18 protein-coding genes are annotated in these 15,988 nt (G+C 41.6%); 10 read left to right on the top strand and 8 right to left on the bottom strand.

Annotated elements, in window-relative coordinates; translation table 11 throughout:
* Position 1: 1 nt before the first annotated feature.
* Genes FLL46_RS08430 through FLL46_RS08400 form a run of 7 tightly spaced genes read right to left on the bottom strand, consistent with a single transcriptional unit; the run spans position 2 to position 5,837 of the window.
* Positions 2–1,039, bottom strand: a complete 1,038-nt coding sequence (locus FLL46_RS08430) for a tetratricopeptide repeat protein (protein WP_142893045.1) — start codon at positions 1,037–1,039, stop codon at positions 2–4.
* Positions 1,036–1,911 (bottom strand): ExeA family protein, encoded by an 876-nt coding sequence (locus tag FLL46_RS08425; protein ID WP_168204097.1) that lies wholly within the window; start codon positions 1,909–1,911, stop codon positions 1,036–1,038. The genes FLL46_RS08430 and FLL46_RS08425 overlap by 4 nt, the downstream gene beginning before the upstream one ends.
* A gap of 34 nt (positions 1,912–1,945) precedes the next feature.
* Complete coding sequence (mshL, locus tag FLL46_RS08420) at positions 1,946–3,553, bottom strand: pilus (MSHA type) biogenesis protein MshL (protein WP_168204096.1); 1,608 nt, start codon at positions 3,551–3,553, stop codon at positions 1,946–1,948.
* 2 nt (positions 3,554–3,555) lie between these two features.
* On the bottom strand, positions 3,556–3,888 hold the full coding sequence (locus FLL46_RS08415; protein ID WP_142893042.1) for a hypothetical protein: 333 nt from the start codon (positions 3,886–3,888) through the stop codon (positions 3,556–3,558).
* 1 nt (position 3,889) lies between these two features.
* Positions 3,890–4,549, bottom strand: coding sequence for a type 4a pilus biogenesis protein PilO (pilO, locus tag FLL46_RS08410; RefSeq protein WP_168204095.1), 660 nt, complete (start codon positions 4,547–4,549; stop codon positions 3,890–3,892).
* A complete protein-coding gene (locus FLL46_RS08405; protein ID WP_142893040.1) occupies positions 4,539–5,135 on the bottom strand; it encodes a PilN domain-containing protein in 597 nt (198 codons plus the stop codon). Before FLL46_RS08405 ends, pilO begins: the two co-directional genes overlap by 11 nt.
* Positions 5,136–5,837: a type IV pilus biogenesis protein PilM gene (locus tag FLL46_RS08400; protein ID WP_142893039.1), complete on the bottom strand. Its 702-nt coding sequence runs from the start codon at positions 5,835–5,837 to the stop codon at positions 5,136–5,138.
* A 551-nt stretch (positions 5,838–6,388) separates the two neighbouring features.
* Between FLL46_RS08400 and FLL46_RS08395 the strand changes: the two genes are divergently transcribed.
* Positions 6,389–6,829 carry a c-type cytochrome gene (locus FLL46_RS08395; protein ID WP_210418632.1) on the top strand — a complete coding sequence of 147 codons (441 nt, stop codon included), beginning with the start codon at positions 6,389–6,391 and terminating at the stop codon, positions 6,827–6,829.
* 58 nt (positions 6,830–6,887) lie between these two features.
* Here the strand turns inward: FLL46_RS08395 and FLL46_RS08390 are convergent, their stop codons facing one another.
* On the bottom strand, positions 6,888–7,676 hold the full coding sequence (locus tag FLL46_RS08390) for a GGDEF domain-containing protein (protein ID WP_142893038.1): 789 nt from the start codon (positions 7,674–7,676) through the stop codon (positions 6,888–6,890).
* Positions 7,677–7,831: 155 nt separating this feature from the next.
* Between FLL46_RS08390 and FLL46_RS08385 the strand changes: the two genes are divergently transcribed.
* The 9 genes from FLL46_RS08385 (at position 7,832) to rluA (ending at position 15,819) form a co-directional block, all read left to right on the top strand.
* Positions 7,832–10,600, top strand: a complete 2,769-nt coding sequence (locus FLL46_RS08385; protein WP_142893037.1) for a class I adenylate cyclase — start codon at positions 7,832–7,834, stop codon at positions 10,598–10,600.
* 215 nt (positions 10,601–10,815) lie between these two features.
* Positions 10,816–11,016 (top strand): LPS translocon maturation chaperone LptM, encoded by a 201-nt coding sequence (gene lptM / locus FLL46_RS08380; protein ID WP_142893036.1) that lies wholly within the window; start codon positions 10,816–10,818, stop codon positions 11,014–11,016.
* Positions 11,013–11,843, top strand: a complete 831-nt coding sequence (gene dapF, locus FLL46_RS08375) for a diaminopimelate epimerase (RefSeq protein ID WP_210418631.1) — start codon at positions 11,013–11,015, stop codon at positions 11,841–11,843. The genes lptM and dapF overlap by 4 nt, the downstream gene beginning before the upstream one ends.
* Positions 11,840–12,556 (top strand): DUF484 family protein, encoded by a 717-nt coding sequence (locus FLL46_RS08370; protein ID WP_142893035.1) that lies wholly within the window; start codon positions 11,840–11,842, stop codon positions 12,554–12,556. The genes dapF and FLL46_RS08370 overlap by 4 nt, the downstream gene beginning before the upstream one ends.
* The gene (xerC, locus tag FLL46_RS08365) at positions 12,543–13,490 is read left to right on the top strand and encodes a tyrosine recombinase XerC (RefSeq protein WP_142893034.1); all 948 of its coding nucleotides are present in this window, start codon (positions 12,543–12,545) and stop codon (positions 13,488–13,490) included. Before FLL46_RS08370 ends, xerC begins: the two co-directional genes overlap by 14 nt.
* A 35-nt stretch (positions 13,491–13,525) precedes the next feature.
* Entirely contained in the window at positions 13,526–14,227 is a 702-nt protein-coding gene (locus FLL46_RS08360) for an HAD family hydrolase (RefSeq protein WP_142893033.1), read from the top strand.
* Between the two features lie 143 nt (positions 14,228–14,370).
* Positions 14,371–14,805: a hypothetical protein gene (locus FLL46_RS08355; protein ID WP_142893032.1), complete on the top strand. Its 435-nt coding sequence runs from the start codon at positions 14,371–14,373 to the stop codon at positions 14,803–14,805.
* Between the two features lie 24 nt (positions 14,806–14,829).
* Entirely contained in the window at positions 14,830–15,144 is a 315-nt protein-coding gene (locus tag FLL46_RS08350) for a helix-turn-helix transcriptional regulator (RefSeq protein ID WP_142893031.1), read from the top strand.
* A 21-nt stretch (positions 15,145–15,165) separates the two neighbouring features.
* Entirely contained in the window at positions 15,166–15,819 is a 654-nt protein-coding gene (rluA, locus tag FLL46_RS08345) for a bifunctional tRNA pseudouridine(32) synthase/23S rRNA pseudouridine(746) synthase RluA (RefSeq protein ID WP_142893030.1), read from the top strand.
* The last annotated feature ends 169 nt before the right edge of the window (positions 15,820–15,988 follow it).

The following is a 15,988-nucleotide window of genomic DNA, read 5'->3' as shown; positions in this document are numbered from 1 at the left end:
TTTAACCTTGATGAATGCTTAATTTTTGTCGGACAAATTCAACTTGCTGTGATGATAGACGGTTATCTTTCAACGCATTTTGAAAACTGAGTTTTGCTTGATTAATTTGACCAAGCGCTTCGAGTGAAATACCTAATGCAATATAAATATCGCCTCTGTTTGGTGATATACCCAGGATACGGCCATAGTCTTGAATGGCTAATTGATGTCTGGACTGTTTTTGGCGAATAATCGCGCGAGTTTGCAATAAGCTGGGTTGAACTTCATTGAGCTGGCTCAAATCTAAAAGAAAGCTCTCGGCGGTTGCTAAATCATTTTGCTCGACAAAATATCGAGCGGCGGCAATACGAAATGCCGGTTGGGAAGGACTTTCTTTAACTGCTCTCTGCAAAAAGGAACTTAATTCAGGGTGTTTACTTTCCCAGGCTGTTTTGATGAGTTGGAGTCTGGCAGGGTCGAACCTGGGGTTTTGCTGCACCAGAACTTTAAGTTTGGTTATCGCATGCTCGGCGCCAAAAAGTTTTTTTTCTGATTGGATTGAGCGAAGCTTTTCATTGAGCTGTGTGGCTAGCGACTTAGTTTTAATTTCGGATTGAATGAGGGGAGCTTTTTTCGACTCTTCTTTTAATATTTGTCTCTTCGAAAAGCTTACCTTTTTATTTTCTTCCAGTTGACCAGTTGCTTTTTCTTTTGACGCTACGATAGTTTTTTTACTTTTACTAACTATTTCTTTTACGATAGGCTTTAGCGCGCTTTGTTTTTCAGCGGTGTTTTCACTTTTTATTTTATTAACACCAGGCTTCGTATTTGATTGTTCATGCGCTACTAATTGTTTCGCCTGGTTGCCATCTAGCTTGTTGGACGCTGTACCATCCATTGAAAAAAAATACCAGGCGAGAATTAAAATACCGACGCCGATAAACAGCCCAGTTACAATGGGAGAGAGCGAAAATTTTTTGGCTACCGGTTGAAAGTTAAGCTGTTGCTTGACCGGTTGTGAGTCTTGTAACTCCCTTAACATTTCATTGACGACGCTCATCCGATCCCCCAGAAAGCCATGGCTGAGCTACTTGCCAATACAGCGACCAGCGCCGCGATCAACTTGGTGTGGTTTTGAATCCAGGTATTAACCGACTCGGTATCTTTTGCTGCTTTGATAAGATTGATTGCGTTAATACTATCTTTATTTTGCCCAAAACTTAGCAGCAGTGCCTTATGGCATAATATATTGATGATTCTTGGAATGCCTTTGGAGTAATGATGAACTAGCCAGTTCGCAAATACTGAATAGCGGATTTGGGTACTGCCGACTGACTCTAAACGCTTCTTTACATAAGCACAAACCTGGCCAGTGTTAAGCGGTTTTAAGTGGTAACTAAATACAATTCTTTGTTTAATTTGTCGAAGCTTCGAGTTTGCTAACTTAACGTCTAATTCTGGTTGTGCAAACAAAACAATTTGAAGCAGTTTATGTTGCTCGGTTTCCAGATTGGTAAAAAGACGTAAAGTTTCCAAGCCATCATTATCTAATACTTGTGCTTCATCGATGACTAATACAACCGGCCCATGTTTTTTGTTAAGGTTGAGAAGTCGGGTCTGAATTCTCTGGGTTAACTGGTCGTCTCTGCATTCGGTACTGATTCTGATCCCGAGTTCTTTTGCCAGGGAAAACTTCAATTCTCGTGCGCTCAATTTTGGATAAGGAATGTAAGCGGTACGACGATTAGTATCGAGCTGGTTAAGTAGCAGGCGGCACAACATGGTTTTTCCGGTGCCGACTTCGCCAGTAACTTTCACCAATGCTTCGCCACTGTTGATGGCAAAAGTTAAAACATTGAGCGCTTCGATATGGGGTTCCAATGGGCAAAAAAGTTCCGTATCGGGCGTTAACCCAAATGGTAACTTTTGCATTCCGAAGCGATAAAGGTACATGGTTTGCGAATGACTAAAGTTTATTAAAACGCTTTTTCACTCGCTGAATTTCATCGCGAGTGAAATCATTGTTCACCAGGTTTGCTTTCAGCAAGATCACCAGTTCGCTTTTAACCTGAGACTCTCTGGTCTGGGTAAATATCTTACCAAGTACTGGAATATCTCCGAGCAATGGTGTTGTGTTTTCTCGGTTTCTAATTGTATTTTGCATTAGCCCGCCGATAACAATGATTTGCTGATCTTTGGCTCTTACAATGCTATCGGATTCTCTAATATTGGTGAGTGCTAGAGGTAAGGTAAAGTTATCTTCACCAAGGGTGATTGTTTTTTGTTGATCGGTAACTTCACTAACCACTGGATGAATGTGTAAGACAATTTCACCCTGATTATTTATCTGTGGTGTGACGTCCAGTGATATGCCTGAAAAGAAAGAAGTTAGCGTGACATCCGGTGTTGTCGCTGTACTGGTTCCTGTGACTGTTGTGGTTGAAACGTCGGTTACGAAGAATTCATCGCTGCCGACTTTTATAACGGCTTTCTGGTTGTTGACGGTAGATACTCTGGGAGATGACAAAACCTGAACGTCGCCCTGAGTTTTTAACAGGTTTATGGCGGCGTCAAATCGATTTCCCTGGTAAAGCATTGAAAAAACACCGTTAAGCGGATTTTCTTCGTCGAGGGTATTGAGAACCTGACCTTGCGGGCCAAAAATAAAACCATCGCCGTCATTCACCAGGTTAACCTTTCTCCAATCAATGCCCGCTTGATAGCCGTCATTTAAAATCACTTCGATGATTTTGGCTTCCAGAATAACTTGTCGGTTGAGTCCGTTTTGAGTGACTCCTAAATACTCTTTAATTAGACGTTGAGTTTTTGGCATGGCTTTAACAACAACGATCCCGGCGTGAGGGCTGACGACGATGCTGGCTTTTTCTTCATCTTTTACAATTAAATCCAGGCTAAGCTTAAGCTCTTTCCAGAAATCGGTGTTGCTTTCGGTGTTAATTTCAGATGAATTAAGTTGAGTAACGCTGTTTTGAGTACCGGTTTGATTGTTATCTGATTGGCCCCCGCCTTCTGATGACACTAATGTTTGTCCGGCGACATTAGTGCGAGATTTGCCGCGGCGGGAAAGATTTAAGTAATCGACAGGATAAATCGCAGTCATTGTCTCTGCGGAAGAAACAAAAAACAGGTTATCTTGTTTTTCTACCATTAATGGATAGATTTTTTCAAGGGCCGCTAACACTTCGGAAACTGTGACATCTTTAAGCTGTAAAGAAATCTTGATGTCGATATCTGGGCTGACCATTAAGTTGTAATCGGTGCCGTCAACCAGGCCGAGTAAAAAGCTACGCGCATCGATATTTTTGACAGATACATCGAACTTTTCTTCTTCGATTGTGGGATCTTCTAATGCGACTGGTGGTAGAAGGGTATCTAACATTTCCTGGCTGCTGACAACAGGCCGGCCAGAATTCTGCAATTTTTGAAGTTTTGCGAGTTCTTCAACGGCGATAGAGACTTTCTTCTCTTCTGGCGCCGGCTGAAATGTTTCGCAGCTGGTTAATAAGCTAACCATAAGAATAAAAGAACTTAACTTCAATGTCGTTTTTACCATAGTCATTTACTTTTTATTTGTGGGATCAATGTTAATCTTCTACTGCCGTTAGCAGAGCTTATTAACACGCTACCCTGATATATTTTCATAATACGGCTACCTCGATAGGTATCGCCGACTCGATAAGTGTCGCCTTCGATAATGGCGTAACGCTTTTTGCCGCGAGTAATGATTGCTGTTAATACTTGTTTAGGGCGTTTTGTTTTCGGTTTAGTATCACTGACAGAAACGCTTCCGATTAAAGGTTTTGTCGGATCGCGCTGCTCCGCACTCGACGCAATACTAACGGCTAATGCGATAGCGCAAAAACAGGGTAAAGCCATTTTAATGGTCATGTTAGCCACCAATCCATTTCCTCTCTAAGCTTAAGGTGGAAACCACCAGTGTTACTTTGGAAACAGGGTGAGTCTGTACCGTATATTGTAAACTTTCAAAATTGACTTTCTGTGGCATGTTTTCAATTTGTTTGAGGAAGTTTTGCGTGTCGCTGTATTTTCCTTCAAACACCATTTCAAGTGGGTGTCGATACATCTGGATCGAATCGTCTGCTTGGGCGTCATTTTCATCGACGAAAAGTGGTAACGCCGGCTGCTTGACCAAAGATAACAAAGTCAATTTTTCTGAACGGTTAATAATTTCTTTGAGAACCGTTGCCATTGCTTCTGGCTTAACAAGATTGATTGTACGTTCTTCAAGTGTTTGCTTAGCTTGTTCAATTTGTTGTTTAATTTGCCCTAGTTGCTTGCGTTTTGGGTGGTTACGTTGGTTGGAAATCGCTGCATTGAGTAAGTTTTGACTTTCCAGCGTTTCGTTAATCTGTTTATCTACCTGATCTATCAGCCCTTGTAAATTCTTGGTTTCGGTTTGAACTGGCGAAAACCAGAGTAGATCGACGATAAAAACCAGGATCACTATGCTGGAAAAAACCAGTAGCAAACGCAACCTGATAGGCAGTTTGTCATACTTTTCTGTCAGCTCAGTTAACTTATTGGCCATCGAACTTCTTACCATTAATGAGTGAAAAGTTAATTAAGCGATTGTTTTTTCCGTCCCTAGTTATTTGTAGTTCATCAAATTGACGCTTTAGTGAACTCGCATCTTTCAATTCATCGACATAACGCGGAATTGAATCTGTCTTGGTTGTCGTTCCATGTAAGCTTAAATTTTGCGCATCAATATTAATTTCAGTTAACCAGATTGAATCAGCTTTGCGTTCTGATAGTTCCTGTAAAATTTGACTGTAAATATCGCTTTGAGATTTCTGCGGGGTTTTAACCAACCCGATTACTTTTCGATATTGATTCAACATTTTGAGACTATTATTCAACTCTATCTCAAGTGCTTGAATCTCGGAATCCTGTTTTAGCTTTTGAGTCAACTGGGTGATCTCTGTTTGCAATTTGGCAAATCGCACCTGCTTTTCTGCCAGGCGTTTTTCCATGTCTGACTTTTCAACCGATAAGATGCTGCCAATCACAATTAACCCAATAAAGGTCAACGCAAAAATGGACAGGGCAAACTGACTGTTAAAACTAAGCGGTTTGGGTTTGTACTCGTCGAAGTAGAAGTTAACTCTTTGCATTCAGGCCTCCATTCCCAGAGCGAGTCCTACCTCAGCCAGGTTGGGGGCCTGTGAATTTTCCTGTTTCGTTTCAACCTTCGGTGAAATCAGAATGACGTCGGTTTCTGTTAATTGCTTGATAGTTTCAGCCAGGGCTTCACTTTTTTCCGATTCTTGTTGTAATAAAATGGCATCAAGCGGGCGGCGGAAGATTTGGCTAATAACGTAGTCAAGGGTTCTCTGAGTTTCTAACAAAAACGATTCTTCCTGGGCTTCCTGATCGGTATCAAGTACAAACTCACCTTCTCCAGCCTTAGGCATAAAACGACCCTTTTTATGTCGACTGAAACACAATTCACCGCCATTATAAAAATTAAATACCAGACCTTTATCGTCTTCACCGACAAAACCAATAATTTTATCCTCGGATAAATGTTTGATGAGCGCGTTGCCTATTGATAGTTCTTCAATTTCAATCGACTCCATCAGTAGTCCGCTTTCCCGTGTAATGTTAATCAAAGACTCGACTAGCTGCTTTTCAACGACAACAGCGGTAACCTGTTTTGCTCGGTTGTCTGGGTGGCTTGGTCGATAATGGCTGACCAGAACTTCGTCAACGCCGTGATCCAGCAGATCTTTGATTTGCCATTTGATTGCGTTATCAAGTTCATCGTCGAGCACATTGGGGGCGTCAATACTGTGGGTTTGGTATAATTCACGCATTAGGAGCCAGCGACAGACGGTTTTCTTGCAGTTATTTTGCCCAACCCATCGCGAAAATTTATCGCCCAGCTCTGACAAATTGGCATATTTGATCGATTCTGATGAAGAAAGTGACAACCCTGAGTCTTTTATCCAAAAATGGTAAAGCCGACAATGTTGGCTGTCTATTGAAGCCACAACGAGGTTGTCTGTGAATTTTTTGCCCGGAAATTTCATTTTATACTTAGATTAACCTAATAAAATCAAATAGATATGTTTATTTTTTTGTTGGCAAAGAACGTGCAGTTATGTGCTCGAGAACTTTGGTGCGGGAAAATTTCAGGAATGCTGAAAATTCCAATGTTATTAATTCCCTACAGCTTTTAGTTAAAGTGTAGTCAAGATTTCAAAAAAGGTAGTAACTATTTGAATTGATAGTCAATAAAGTAATTTAGCGTAGATCTTTCATCCAACCTGCTAAGTCGGCTATAATTTGCGCCTGATTTAATCGCTGAAATTTTTAATTGGCGATCACTGAAAATTGCCAATTGTTAAATTGGGGGAGAAAGACATTGTATAAATTGGGGTCTAAATTGAGAGTCATGTTGATTGCGCTACTTGTTGCATGTGCAGGCGCAGTATCCGCGCATCACATGGAAAAGGAGTCAATTCAAAAAAGAACCAAACCTAGCGGCGAAGTTTATCGAGTTGGAGATGATGTTCCGGTATCTAAACCACCGGTTGTTGAAACGAGCGGACCGCGCAGTGGTGAAGAGGTGTACACCGCGAAATGTGCTATGTGCCACGGTGCCGGAATTGCTGGTGCACCAAAAGTTGGTGAGGCGAGTGCCTGGACCGATCGAATCGCTCAGGGTAATGACATATTATTCGAACATGCGATTAAAGGATATCAGGGAAGTGCTGGATTTATGCCTGCTAAAGGTGGTTGTGCCGACTGTAGCGACGAAGAAGTTATAGCAGCGGTAGAGCATATGTTAGAAATGCTCAAATAATCACTTTTCCTGTCGGAATGGATGATAAAAAAACCGGGATTTAGTAATCCCGGTTTTTTTATTGACTCGCTTTTTCTAAGAGTATTTCAAGTTTTTCCACGAGATTATTGCGGGCCCGCATGAGCATTTGCTGGCTTTCATCGTGTTTCTGCCAACTCGCTTCGCCAAACACAATATGATACTTAATTGATTTGCTAATAAAGTCTATCTGTACCTTCATGGCTTTATGGAGTTTTTCCTGCAAAGAATTTAGCGCCTCACCGGGCGTTTCCGGTAGCACCATCAAATAGGTGCCATGATCGGTGTGGCCAATCATGTCGGCCCACCGGAGTTCATTCATTAAGGTGTCTTTGATAGTTTGATGTAAAGTTTCTTCAATCACATTATCTGGTTTTTCTAACACAATCAGGTGAAGCTTCAGTAGTGATAGCGGATTGTTGTAGCGGCGACTTCGGCTCACTTCATAGTCAAGAAATTCAACCCAGCTGGCACGTTTCGGTAAACGTGAGCCACCCAATTTGTTAGCAGCTAAGCTGAGTTTAGATTGTTGTTCTCGTTCACGAGTGAAATAGTGGATTTTGGCTTTTTCAGGTTGCTCAAGGGTATTTTGCCAGTACTGAAACTTAACGTCATCATTGCCATTTTCATTAAATAGCTGGACTATTTGTGCGTTTTTATCAATGGCTTCTATCGGCAACGATGGGTAGAGCTTGCCAACGACTTCACTCTCATCGAGGTGGGTATCACTCAGAAATTGAGAATTGCACCAAAGAACGCGCTGGGAGTTGTCACTAATGACAATGCCTAGAGGTGATTTTTCGAGGAGTTCTGTTTGGTCAAAGGACATATCAAACTCAAAAAAGTACTGTTATTGTTAAAAATCATATTATCGTCATTAATAGTTGATCATAAAGCAAAAAATACTTCTACACTATTATTTCATCTAAAGGGTTACATCACCTACACTATTATAATAGCCGTTCGCCTAAAAAACTCAATATTGTGACAAAGCAGGAAATCGACCCTAAACAGATAAAACTCATCACCTCTCGGTTCGTTCAATTGAGTGAAGCCCGCTTAAATAGAATGTTAAGCGGGTTTAGTTTTAGCCAGTCAGACTATATCAAACTACTCCCGTTTCTATTTCACGTAAATCATCCGCTACTTCCTGGTTATGTTGATAAAAGTACACCTTGCGGAATTCCTAATTATTATCCGACTGCGCTTGAGAAAAAAATCCTCAAAACCGTTAGTCGTAGTTACAAGTACCAATCGCGTGCTTACCTTAAATACGATGTTGTCGGATTATATTTGATGGGCAGTACCGGAACGCTGGCTCAATCGGTGCGTAGCGATCTGGATTTATGGATTTGTGTCACCGAGCATTTTGACAAACCTCAATTAACCAAACTACAAAAAAAAGCAGGGTTAATCGGTGAATGGTTAGCTGGTGTTGGGGTGGAGTTGAATTGTTTCGTTGTTCATAAAGACGATTTTGCACAGCGAGCGAGTAAGAGTTTGTCGAAGGAAAGCTGTGGCGATACCCAAAATTATTTGTTGCTGGATGAGTTTTACCGTACCGCGATCTGGTTGTGCGGGCGTATGCCATTGTGGTGGTTGGTGCCGCCAGGTGAGGATCATTCACAGTACAGCAAGCGGTTGCTGACTAACAAACATGTTGATTTTGCCGACTGGTTAGATTTTGGCGAAGTGTCTGAGATTCCTGCGTCTGAATATTTTAGCGCCGCGTTGTGGCAAATGTATAAGGCCATTGAATCACCTTACAAATCGTCGGTTAAGTTGTTAATTCTAGAGATTTATGCGCGCCATTTTCCGCAAACGGGACTGCTTTCGGCCAACTATAAGCAGCTTATTTATGATGGTGAGGATGAACTTAAAAAACTCGATCCCTACATGATGATTTTGGAGTATGCGGAGGACTTCTTAAAAAAACAACCGCAGAGATTGGAGTTTTTAAGGCGGGCCTTTTATCTGAAAGCGGGCTCTAAAATTCAACTGAATAAACAGAATAAGAAAAATTGGCGCTATCAGCAATTGCGTGAATTGGTAATGCATTGGGGGTGGAAGCAGTCCAGGCTGGACTACTTGAATGATCGGCTTAACTGGAAAGTGGATGCGGTTATTAAAGAGCGGCAAGATTTAGTCAGAGAACTTACTCACTCCTATCACTTCCTTTCTAATTTTGCTCGTGTGCAAGGTGTACGGGATCAAGTTAGTCAAAATGAGCTGGCTTCGCTCGGCAGAAAACTCTATGCAGTATTTGAAAGGCGGGCAAGTAAAATTGATCGTGTTAATACCGGAATTGCCAAAGATATTACCGAAGCCGCAATTACCATTCATCAAAAAGCAGAGAATGAGTGGGTGTTGTATCTCGGTCTAATCACGCAAAAGCAGTTGGCTATTCGACCATCTGCGCACACCGCAAACTGCTTTTTTGATATTTTAGCCTGGTGTGTTTGTAATCATGTAGTAACGCGTAAAACAAATTATAAAGTGTATGCAAAGTCGAGTTATTTCGATCATGAACTTGCCCAGGGAATTGTCAAAGATCTTTTTTCAATGGTAGACCTGCAAAAAGAATCTTACCTGGATGATGATACATTTCAAAGTCCGGCAAAATTGATCAAACTTGGTATTTATCTAAACACTCAACAGGACCCATTGACTAAAGAAAAAAAAATGGATGTATACAGTATTGGCGGTAATTCGGACTTTTTTAATTGGGGAGAAAGCCAGGTTAATATGGTGGAGCAGTTTAATACTTTTTGTATTAACAGTTGGGGAGAGTATTCCAGTAAGCAATATAATGGCGTTTTCTCCTGGATAGATTTTTTCGTCGACAATAGAGCGATCATTAATGACGATAATATGATCTTTTTTTGTCGTGGTTTACCATCAACTGCCAAAGTTCAAGAAAGAATAACCGGGTTGCTTGGCCAGTGGAATCGACTAATCTTGAACAGCGAAAGAAAATCAAAGTTTTATAGTTTTTTAATGTCGATGGGAGGTGGATTTCTAAAATTAGACTTTACCCGAAACAGGCTCCAATTCAAAAACTTTAAACAAACCAAAAGGTTTTTAATGGCACTTAGTGAACGGCCGAAAAATGATATTAATTATGTGCTCGATGATAACTTGATTATTTCTCCCGCAATCAAAAAGATTATTAACAAACCTGTGGCGTCGGAGAAAAACTGTTATCTGATTCAACACGCTGGTGAACGCTATGACATAATCATTAAAGAGCCCAGCGGTCATTTATTTTATCACCAACAGCAAGGTATTTATTTACAAAACCTGATAAGTCACTATCAACAATTTTTTGACTCCATTGATCGCCGATCAGGTTTTCTGCAACCAGAGTCCTCTGCCTGTCAGTTTTGGCATCTTGACGAGTCGCTAAGTAATGATCCCGGGCGTTTTAAACGGCTTAAATTGAGTGAAAGAACAATTTCCGAAGATTATTGGTTGGTGCAGGCGATAGCAACCACCGATAGCGAAGGCAAAACCTGCTTTGATCTCTATTGTGGTGAAACGCAATATTGCTATCGTGATTATGGCGAGCTGGTATTTCGCAAACTCGCTCAGTTTGTTCTTAAAAAACGTAAAAGCAAGCAACGATACCCGATTTTTATTACTGATATTGATCTCTCTTTGGTACAGCAAGAGCCTACAACGATTGAATATCTTCAGTACAAACGTGTATTGGAACAGAAGCTTCAACGCGCGTTAACTCAAATTACAAAATGAGCTGGTTGGCGTTAATGGATTGCTGGAGATAATTACGAAATTGAGGGTTTGAAGTCTAAAAATTGAGCCCATTCAATAGCAAAGACACGCTAATGACTGTTTAAATACTGACCAAGGTTTTATATTGATTCAGCTATACCAATGAAAACACGTTGATTTCCTTGACGAAATTGCTGAAAATCCTTACTAGATCTTCTTTATTGATAGGCAATTTAATGCAATTAAGGCGAATTGTTGTAGTTTTCGGCATTGTGCTGATCTCCGCCTGCGGTCAGAAGGGCCCACTGACACTAGATGAGCAGGCTGACAGAGAGCAGAAGCCGCCGACACAAGCATCAAGCGACGCTAACGATGGCTCTGAACAACAACCCGTGTCCAATCAGGAAAAGCGCAATCAACAGGAGTCAAAGCGATGATGCTTAGTTTTGCCAAAATGCATGGTCTTGGCAACGACTTCATGGTTGTTGACGGCGTTTCTCAACAAATTTACTTTACCGAAGGGCAAATCCGCAAGTTGGGTGACCGACATCGCGGAATCGGGTTTGATCAGTTGTTGCTAATTGAAGCTCCTCAGCAACCCGATGTCGATTTTCACTACCGAATTTTTAATGCAGACGGCAAAGAAGTCGAACAGTGCGGAAATGGTGCTCGCTGTTTAGCAAGATTCGTCAGGCAGATGGGTTTGACCTGGAAGCACAAAATACGGGTGAGTACCATGAAGGGAATTATGGACCTGCAAATTTTGCGCAACGGTTTGGTGAGTGTCGATATGGGCGTTCCCATGTTGGAGCCAGAGAAAATTCCACTACGTTACGCGAATCAGGAAACTCATTACCAGGTGACCGTGGATGGTATCAGTCATCAATTTGGGGCTGTTTCTATGGGAAATCCTCACTGTGTACTCACTGTTGATGATGTGAAAACGGCCAATGTTGACGCCATCGGTCAGGCGCTGACACAGCACACACTTTTTCCTGAAGGCGCTAATATTGGATTTATGCAAATTGTTGAACGCGATGAAATTCGTTTACGGGTGTTTGAGCGCGGTGTTGGTGAAACTCAAGCGTGTGGAACCGGTGCTTGTGCGAGTGCTGTCATTGGACGTTTGCAACATCAGATGAGCCAAAAAGTCAGAGTTTATTTACCCGGTGGACATCTTCATATTGATTGGCCTGGTGATGGTCAACGGTTGAAAATGATGGGGCCGGCCGAATTTGTTTTCCAGGGATTTATCGAATTATGAAGTTTCCACACCCGCAAGCACTCGAACAGGGAAATATCAGCCAGCTTAATCAGTTGATGGAAGAAGCGGCAGTTAAGAACTATTTATTGAATAACCCTGACTTTTTACGTAATAACGCGCAATTGTTAACCCATATAGAATTGAGTCACGATTGTGAAGATGCGACTTCCCTGGTTGAGCGTCAAATTAAGGTTTTGCGAGAGCGGAATCAGACGTTACAAGGACAATTAATCGATATGTTGCATGCGGCGCATAATAATGAAAAATTACTGATTCAATGTAATCACTTCATGTTATCGCTACTTCAAAATAACGATCTTGAATCTCTGTGTACCGACATTATCGCCATGTTAAAACAGGATTTTTCCCTTGATGATGCGGCATTGATTTTAGTTGGTGACTATCAATCGGCAGGTCCTGCGCAAATTTATTCCAATGCGAGCGATATTAAGACTTTATTAAATTGCCAGTTTCCAGATAGTCAGCCGTTATGTGGTCGTCTGGAAATTGCCCCCAAAAAAGTGCTTTTTGGCGAGTTGAGTCGCGAGCTGCAATCTTTTGCATTGATCCCGCTGGGAAAACGCTGCGAGTTTGGATTACTAGCCCTTGCCAGTAATGATGTCTCCAGGTTTGAGCCGGAAATGGGAACTTTGTTTGTTGAACTCATTGCTAAACTCGTTACTCACTTGACTCGTCGATATGCCTCGGCCTAAATCTCAGTCAGATGATTTAATTGAACAACCGATTCCGGCCTGTCTGAGTCTACCGGTTGAAGAATTTTTATGCTTTATCCGTACTCAGAAAAACTATTCCGATCATACTCAGCAGAATTATCAGCGCCAACTGGACCGCCTGGTCCATTTTGTCGTTGAACGCCATTTGAGCGAGTGGCCCCAGGTAAAAACGATTCACATTCGTCAGTTGTCGGCTTATTGCCATCGACAAGGCTTATCGCCTAAATCAATTGCGTTGATATTGTCAGCTTGTCGAAGCTTTTTCAGTTATCTGGTTAATCAGGATCAGATTGCTTTTAACCCTGCCAAGGGAGTCAAAGCGCCTAAAGTATCGCGCTCACTACCCAAAACCGTTGATGTTGATCAGGTGGTTGCCCTGCTTGAAGGCATTGATGATGGTGAGGATATCGGCATTCGCGACAAGGCTGTTGCCGAACTTTTTTACTCCAGCGGCATACGATTAGCTGAGCTGGTAAGACTTAACCTCAACGATCTTGATTTGAAAGATGCGACGGCGAGAATTACTGGAAAGGGTGACAAAACGAGAGTGGTACCTATTGGTCGTCACGCGTTGGATGCAATTAAAGAATGGCTAAAAATTCGTGGCGTCTGGCTGGCGAACATCGACATGGATGCGCTTTTTGTGACCGAAAGAAAAACACGTTTAAGCCCGAGGGCGATTCAAAAGCGACTGGAGTTTTGGGGAAAAATGATAGGGTTGAATGGACGTTTACATCCCCATCGTTTTCGCCATTCATGTGCGACTCACTTGTTGGAATCTTCAGGTGATCTTCGAGCCGTTCAGGAATTGCTCGGCCATGCTGATATTAGTACAACCCAGGTGTACACTCATCTCGACTTTCAACAGCTCGCCGCGGTATACGATAAGGCGCACCCACGTGCGAAAAAATAATTTACGCCAGAAACTTAATTTAGAGAACATTCCTAATGTTAAAAGAATTAGAGTCGGGTTTTGAAAAGCGATTTAAAGTTCTCAGTTTTGATTTAGATGACGCACTTTATGATAATCAGCCGGTAATACAGCGAGCCGAACAAATATCATCTGACTATCTAGCTGAACAGTTCGAAAAACAAAATCAACCTTTCAATCTATCTGACTTTTTTCAGATACGAAAAAACCTTTTCGCAGCAAATAATCCAAAATACGAAAATGTGAGTCTGGTCCGTCAAATAGCGCTGGCTGAGTTTTGCAAAAAACTCGAAAACTCAGCGCAGATAGCGGAACGGGCTTTTAGTCTGTTTTTCGACGCCCGAAGTGAAGTGGTCGTTTCTGATGAAATTCAGCAAATGATTGAAAACTTGTCCCAACATTTTACTTTGGTCAGTGTGACTAATGGAAATTGCGATGTAAGAAAACTTTCGATTGGTTCATTTTTCAACAGGAACTATTCGGTCGATAAAGGGTTCAGGGCGAAGCCACATCCACACATGTTGCAGCAGGTTTTAGCCGACTATGGGGTTGGCCCGTCTCAACTGCTCCATATTGGAGATTCATTAAAGTACGATTGCCTGGCCGCAAAAGCTGCGAACGTAGAGTTTTATCATTTTGAGCCCTTTGTCGATTCAAAACACGTTGCGACCGAGATTGATGAGCTGATGAAGTATTTATCCTGGACTGAAGCTAACTAATTGAAATAAAAGCCTTTATAATGTGACAGTTTGAGTGTCATATGACATTTTTTATGACTGTCATAGTAAAGACGTAACACTCAATTTCATTCGAGGTTATCCTGAGCTTACCTAAAGACGACGAGTAAAATTGTGGAAGAGGAATGAATCAATTAGCGAATAAATCAACAGAGACTAAGCACTCAAAAGTAACCATACGAAATGGATATTGGTTTTATTTTATGGATGGTGAACACCAGATCGTTTTTCACGGTTGTGGCTATTCCGGAAAGGAATCAGTTTATTTTGATAATGAGCTGGTTAGTGAAACGAGAAATTTTCGAACCAGAAGTGAGCACAGTTTTGAACAGTTAGGGCAGAATTATTCCCTGACTTTCAGGGTTACCAGCTTAATAAAAGGGGAAGTTATTTGCGAGTTGTATAAAAATGGCGAATTTCATAGTGATCAAAACAAAGCTTATCTCGAAGGAATGATGAAACCAACGCCGACAAAAATTGTATTAGCGTTTGTGTTTGGATTGGCAATGAGCTCACTGGGGTTCTGGTTTGGTAAAAACCTGGCCTTAGGCACGTTTTAACGATGTTAGCTGTGAGGAGAAAAAATGTCGTTAAATAATGAAAAAATAAAGCAACTTCGCCATTCTCGCGGCTGGACTCAACAACACCTCGCTGAGATTTGTGGAGTCAGCCTTCGAACTATTCAACGGGTTGAAAAAAGTGGTGCCGCCTCGAAAGAGACTGTATCAGCATTGGCATCGGTATTTGAACTAGGTCTACAAGATTTATCGATTGTGCCCCAGGTTAGTGAAACTGAATTGCAGCCTGTTAATTTAAATAATTATAATTTAAAGCTATTTTTAGCCGGCTTAACTGGCGCTGTTGCAGGTGTTTTGTTAACGCTCTTTTTTCAGTCCTGAAGCCCACAGAGCTGAACCAATATGTTATTAAATTATAATCCACCCACGGAGCCTTACCTTAAGATCCTTTATCAGGATGAGGATATCGTGGTTTGTGATAAACCAAGTGGTCTTCTTTCTGTCAGAGGAAAAGCGCCTGAACATCAGGACAGTTTGCAAGCTCGTGCGAATCGAGTATGGCCCAATCTTGGAATAGTTCACCGGCTGGATATGTCAACTTCTGGACTAATGGTGATGGCGTTGAACAAACCTGCATTGAGAGCACTGAGCCGACAATTCCAGGATCGCCAAACCCAGAAAAACTATATCGCGAATATTTGGGGGGAGCCAGATTCAGCTAAGGGAATTGTTGAACTTCCGCTAATTTGTGACTGGCCAAATAAACCAAAGCAAAAAGTGTGTTTTGAGAAAGGTAAGGCTTCGAAGACACTTTGGAGAGTGTTACAACAAAAAGGTAACCAGAGTCGAGTTGAGCTGACACCAATTACCGGGCGTACCCACCAATTGAGAGTTCATATGGCTGAGATAGGCCATCCCATACTAGGTGACAAATTTTATGCCCATCAAAGTGCTTTTGACGCTGCTGCCAGGTTACAACTTCACGCGCACAAGTTAACGATTTTTCATCCGGGTACTGGTGAACCACTCAGTTTTGAAAGCCCATGTCCGTTCTAAAGTTTGATAATTGATCGATTAATGTTGGCTTGTCTCAAACTGATTATCAAAACCTTTTGACACTGGTTGCCAATTTTGAAAATATTGGGTCACCCATACTAATCTTAAAATTCCATTTTAATGACTTGGGGAATATTGTCATTAGTAAAGCGTTTGAACGGTTTAATAG

The organism is Aliikangiella coralliicola (assembly GCF_007004725.1).
Taxonomy (GTDB): Bacteria; Pseudomonadota; Gammaproteobacteria; order Enterobacterales; family Kangiellaceae; genus Aliikangiella; species Aliikangiella coralliicola.
The sequence above is the reverse complement of the archived record's forward strand: the minus strand, read 5'-3'. Positions and strand labels throughout refer to the sequence as shown.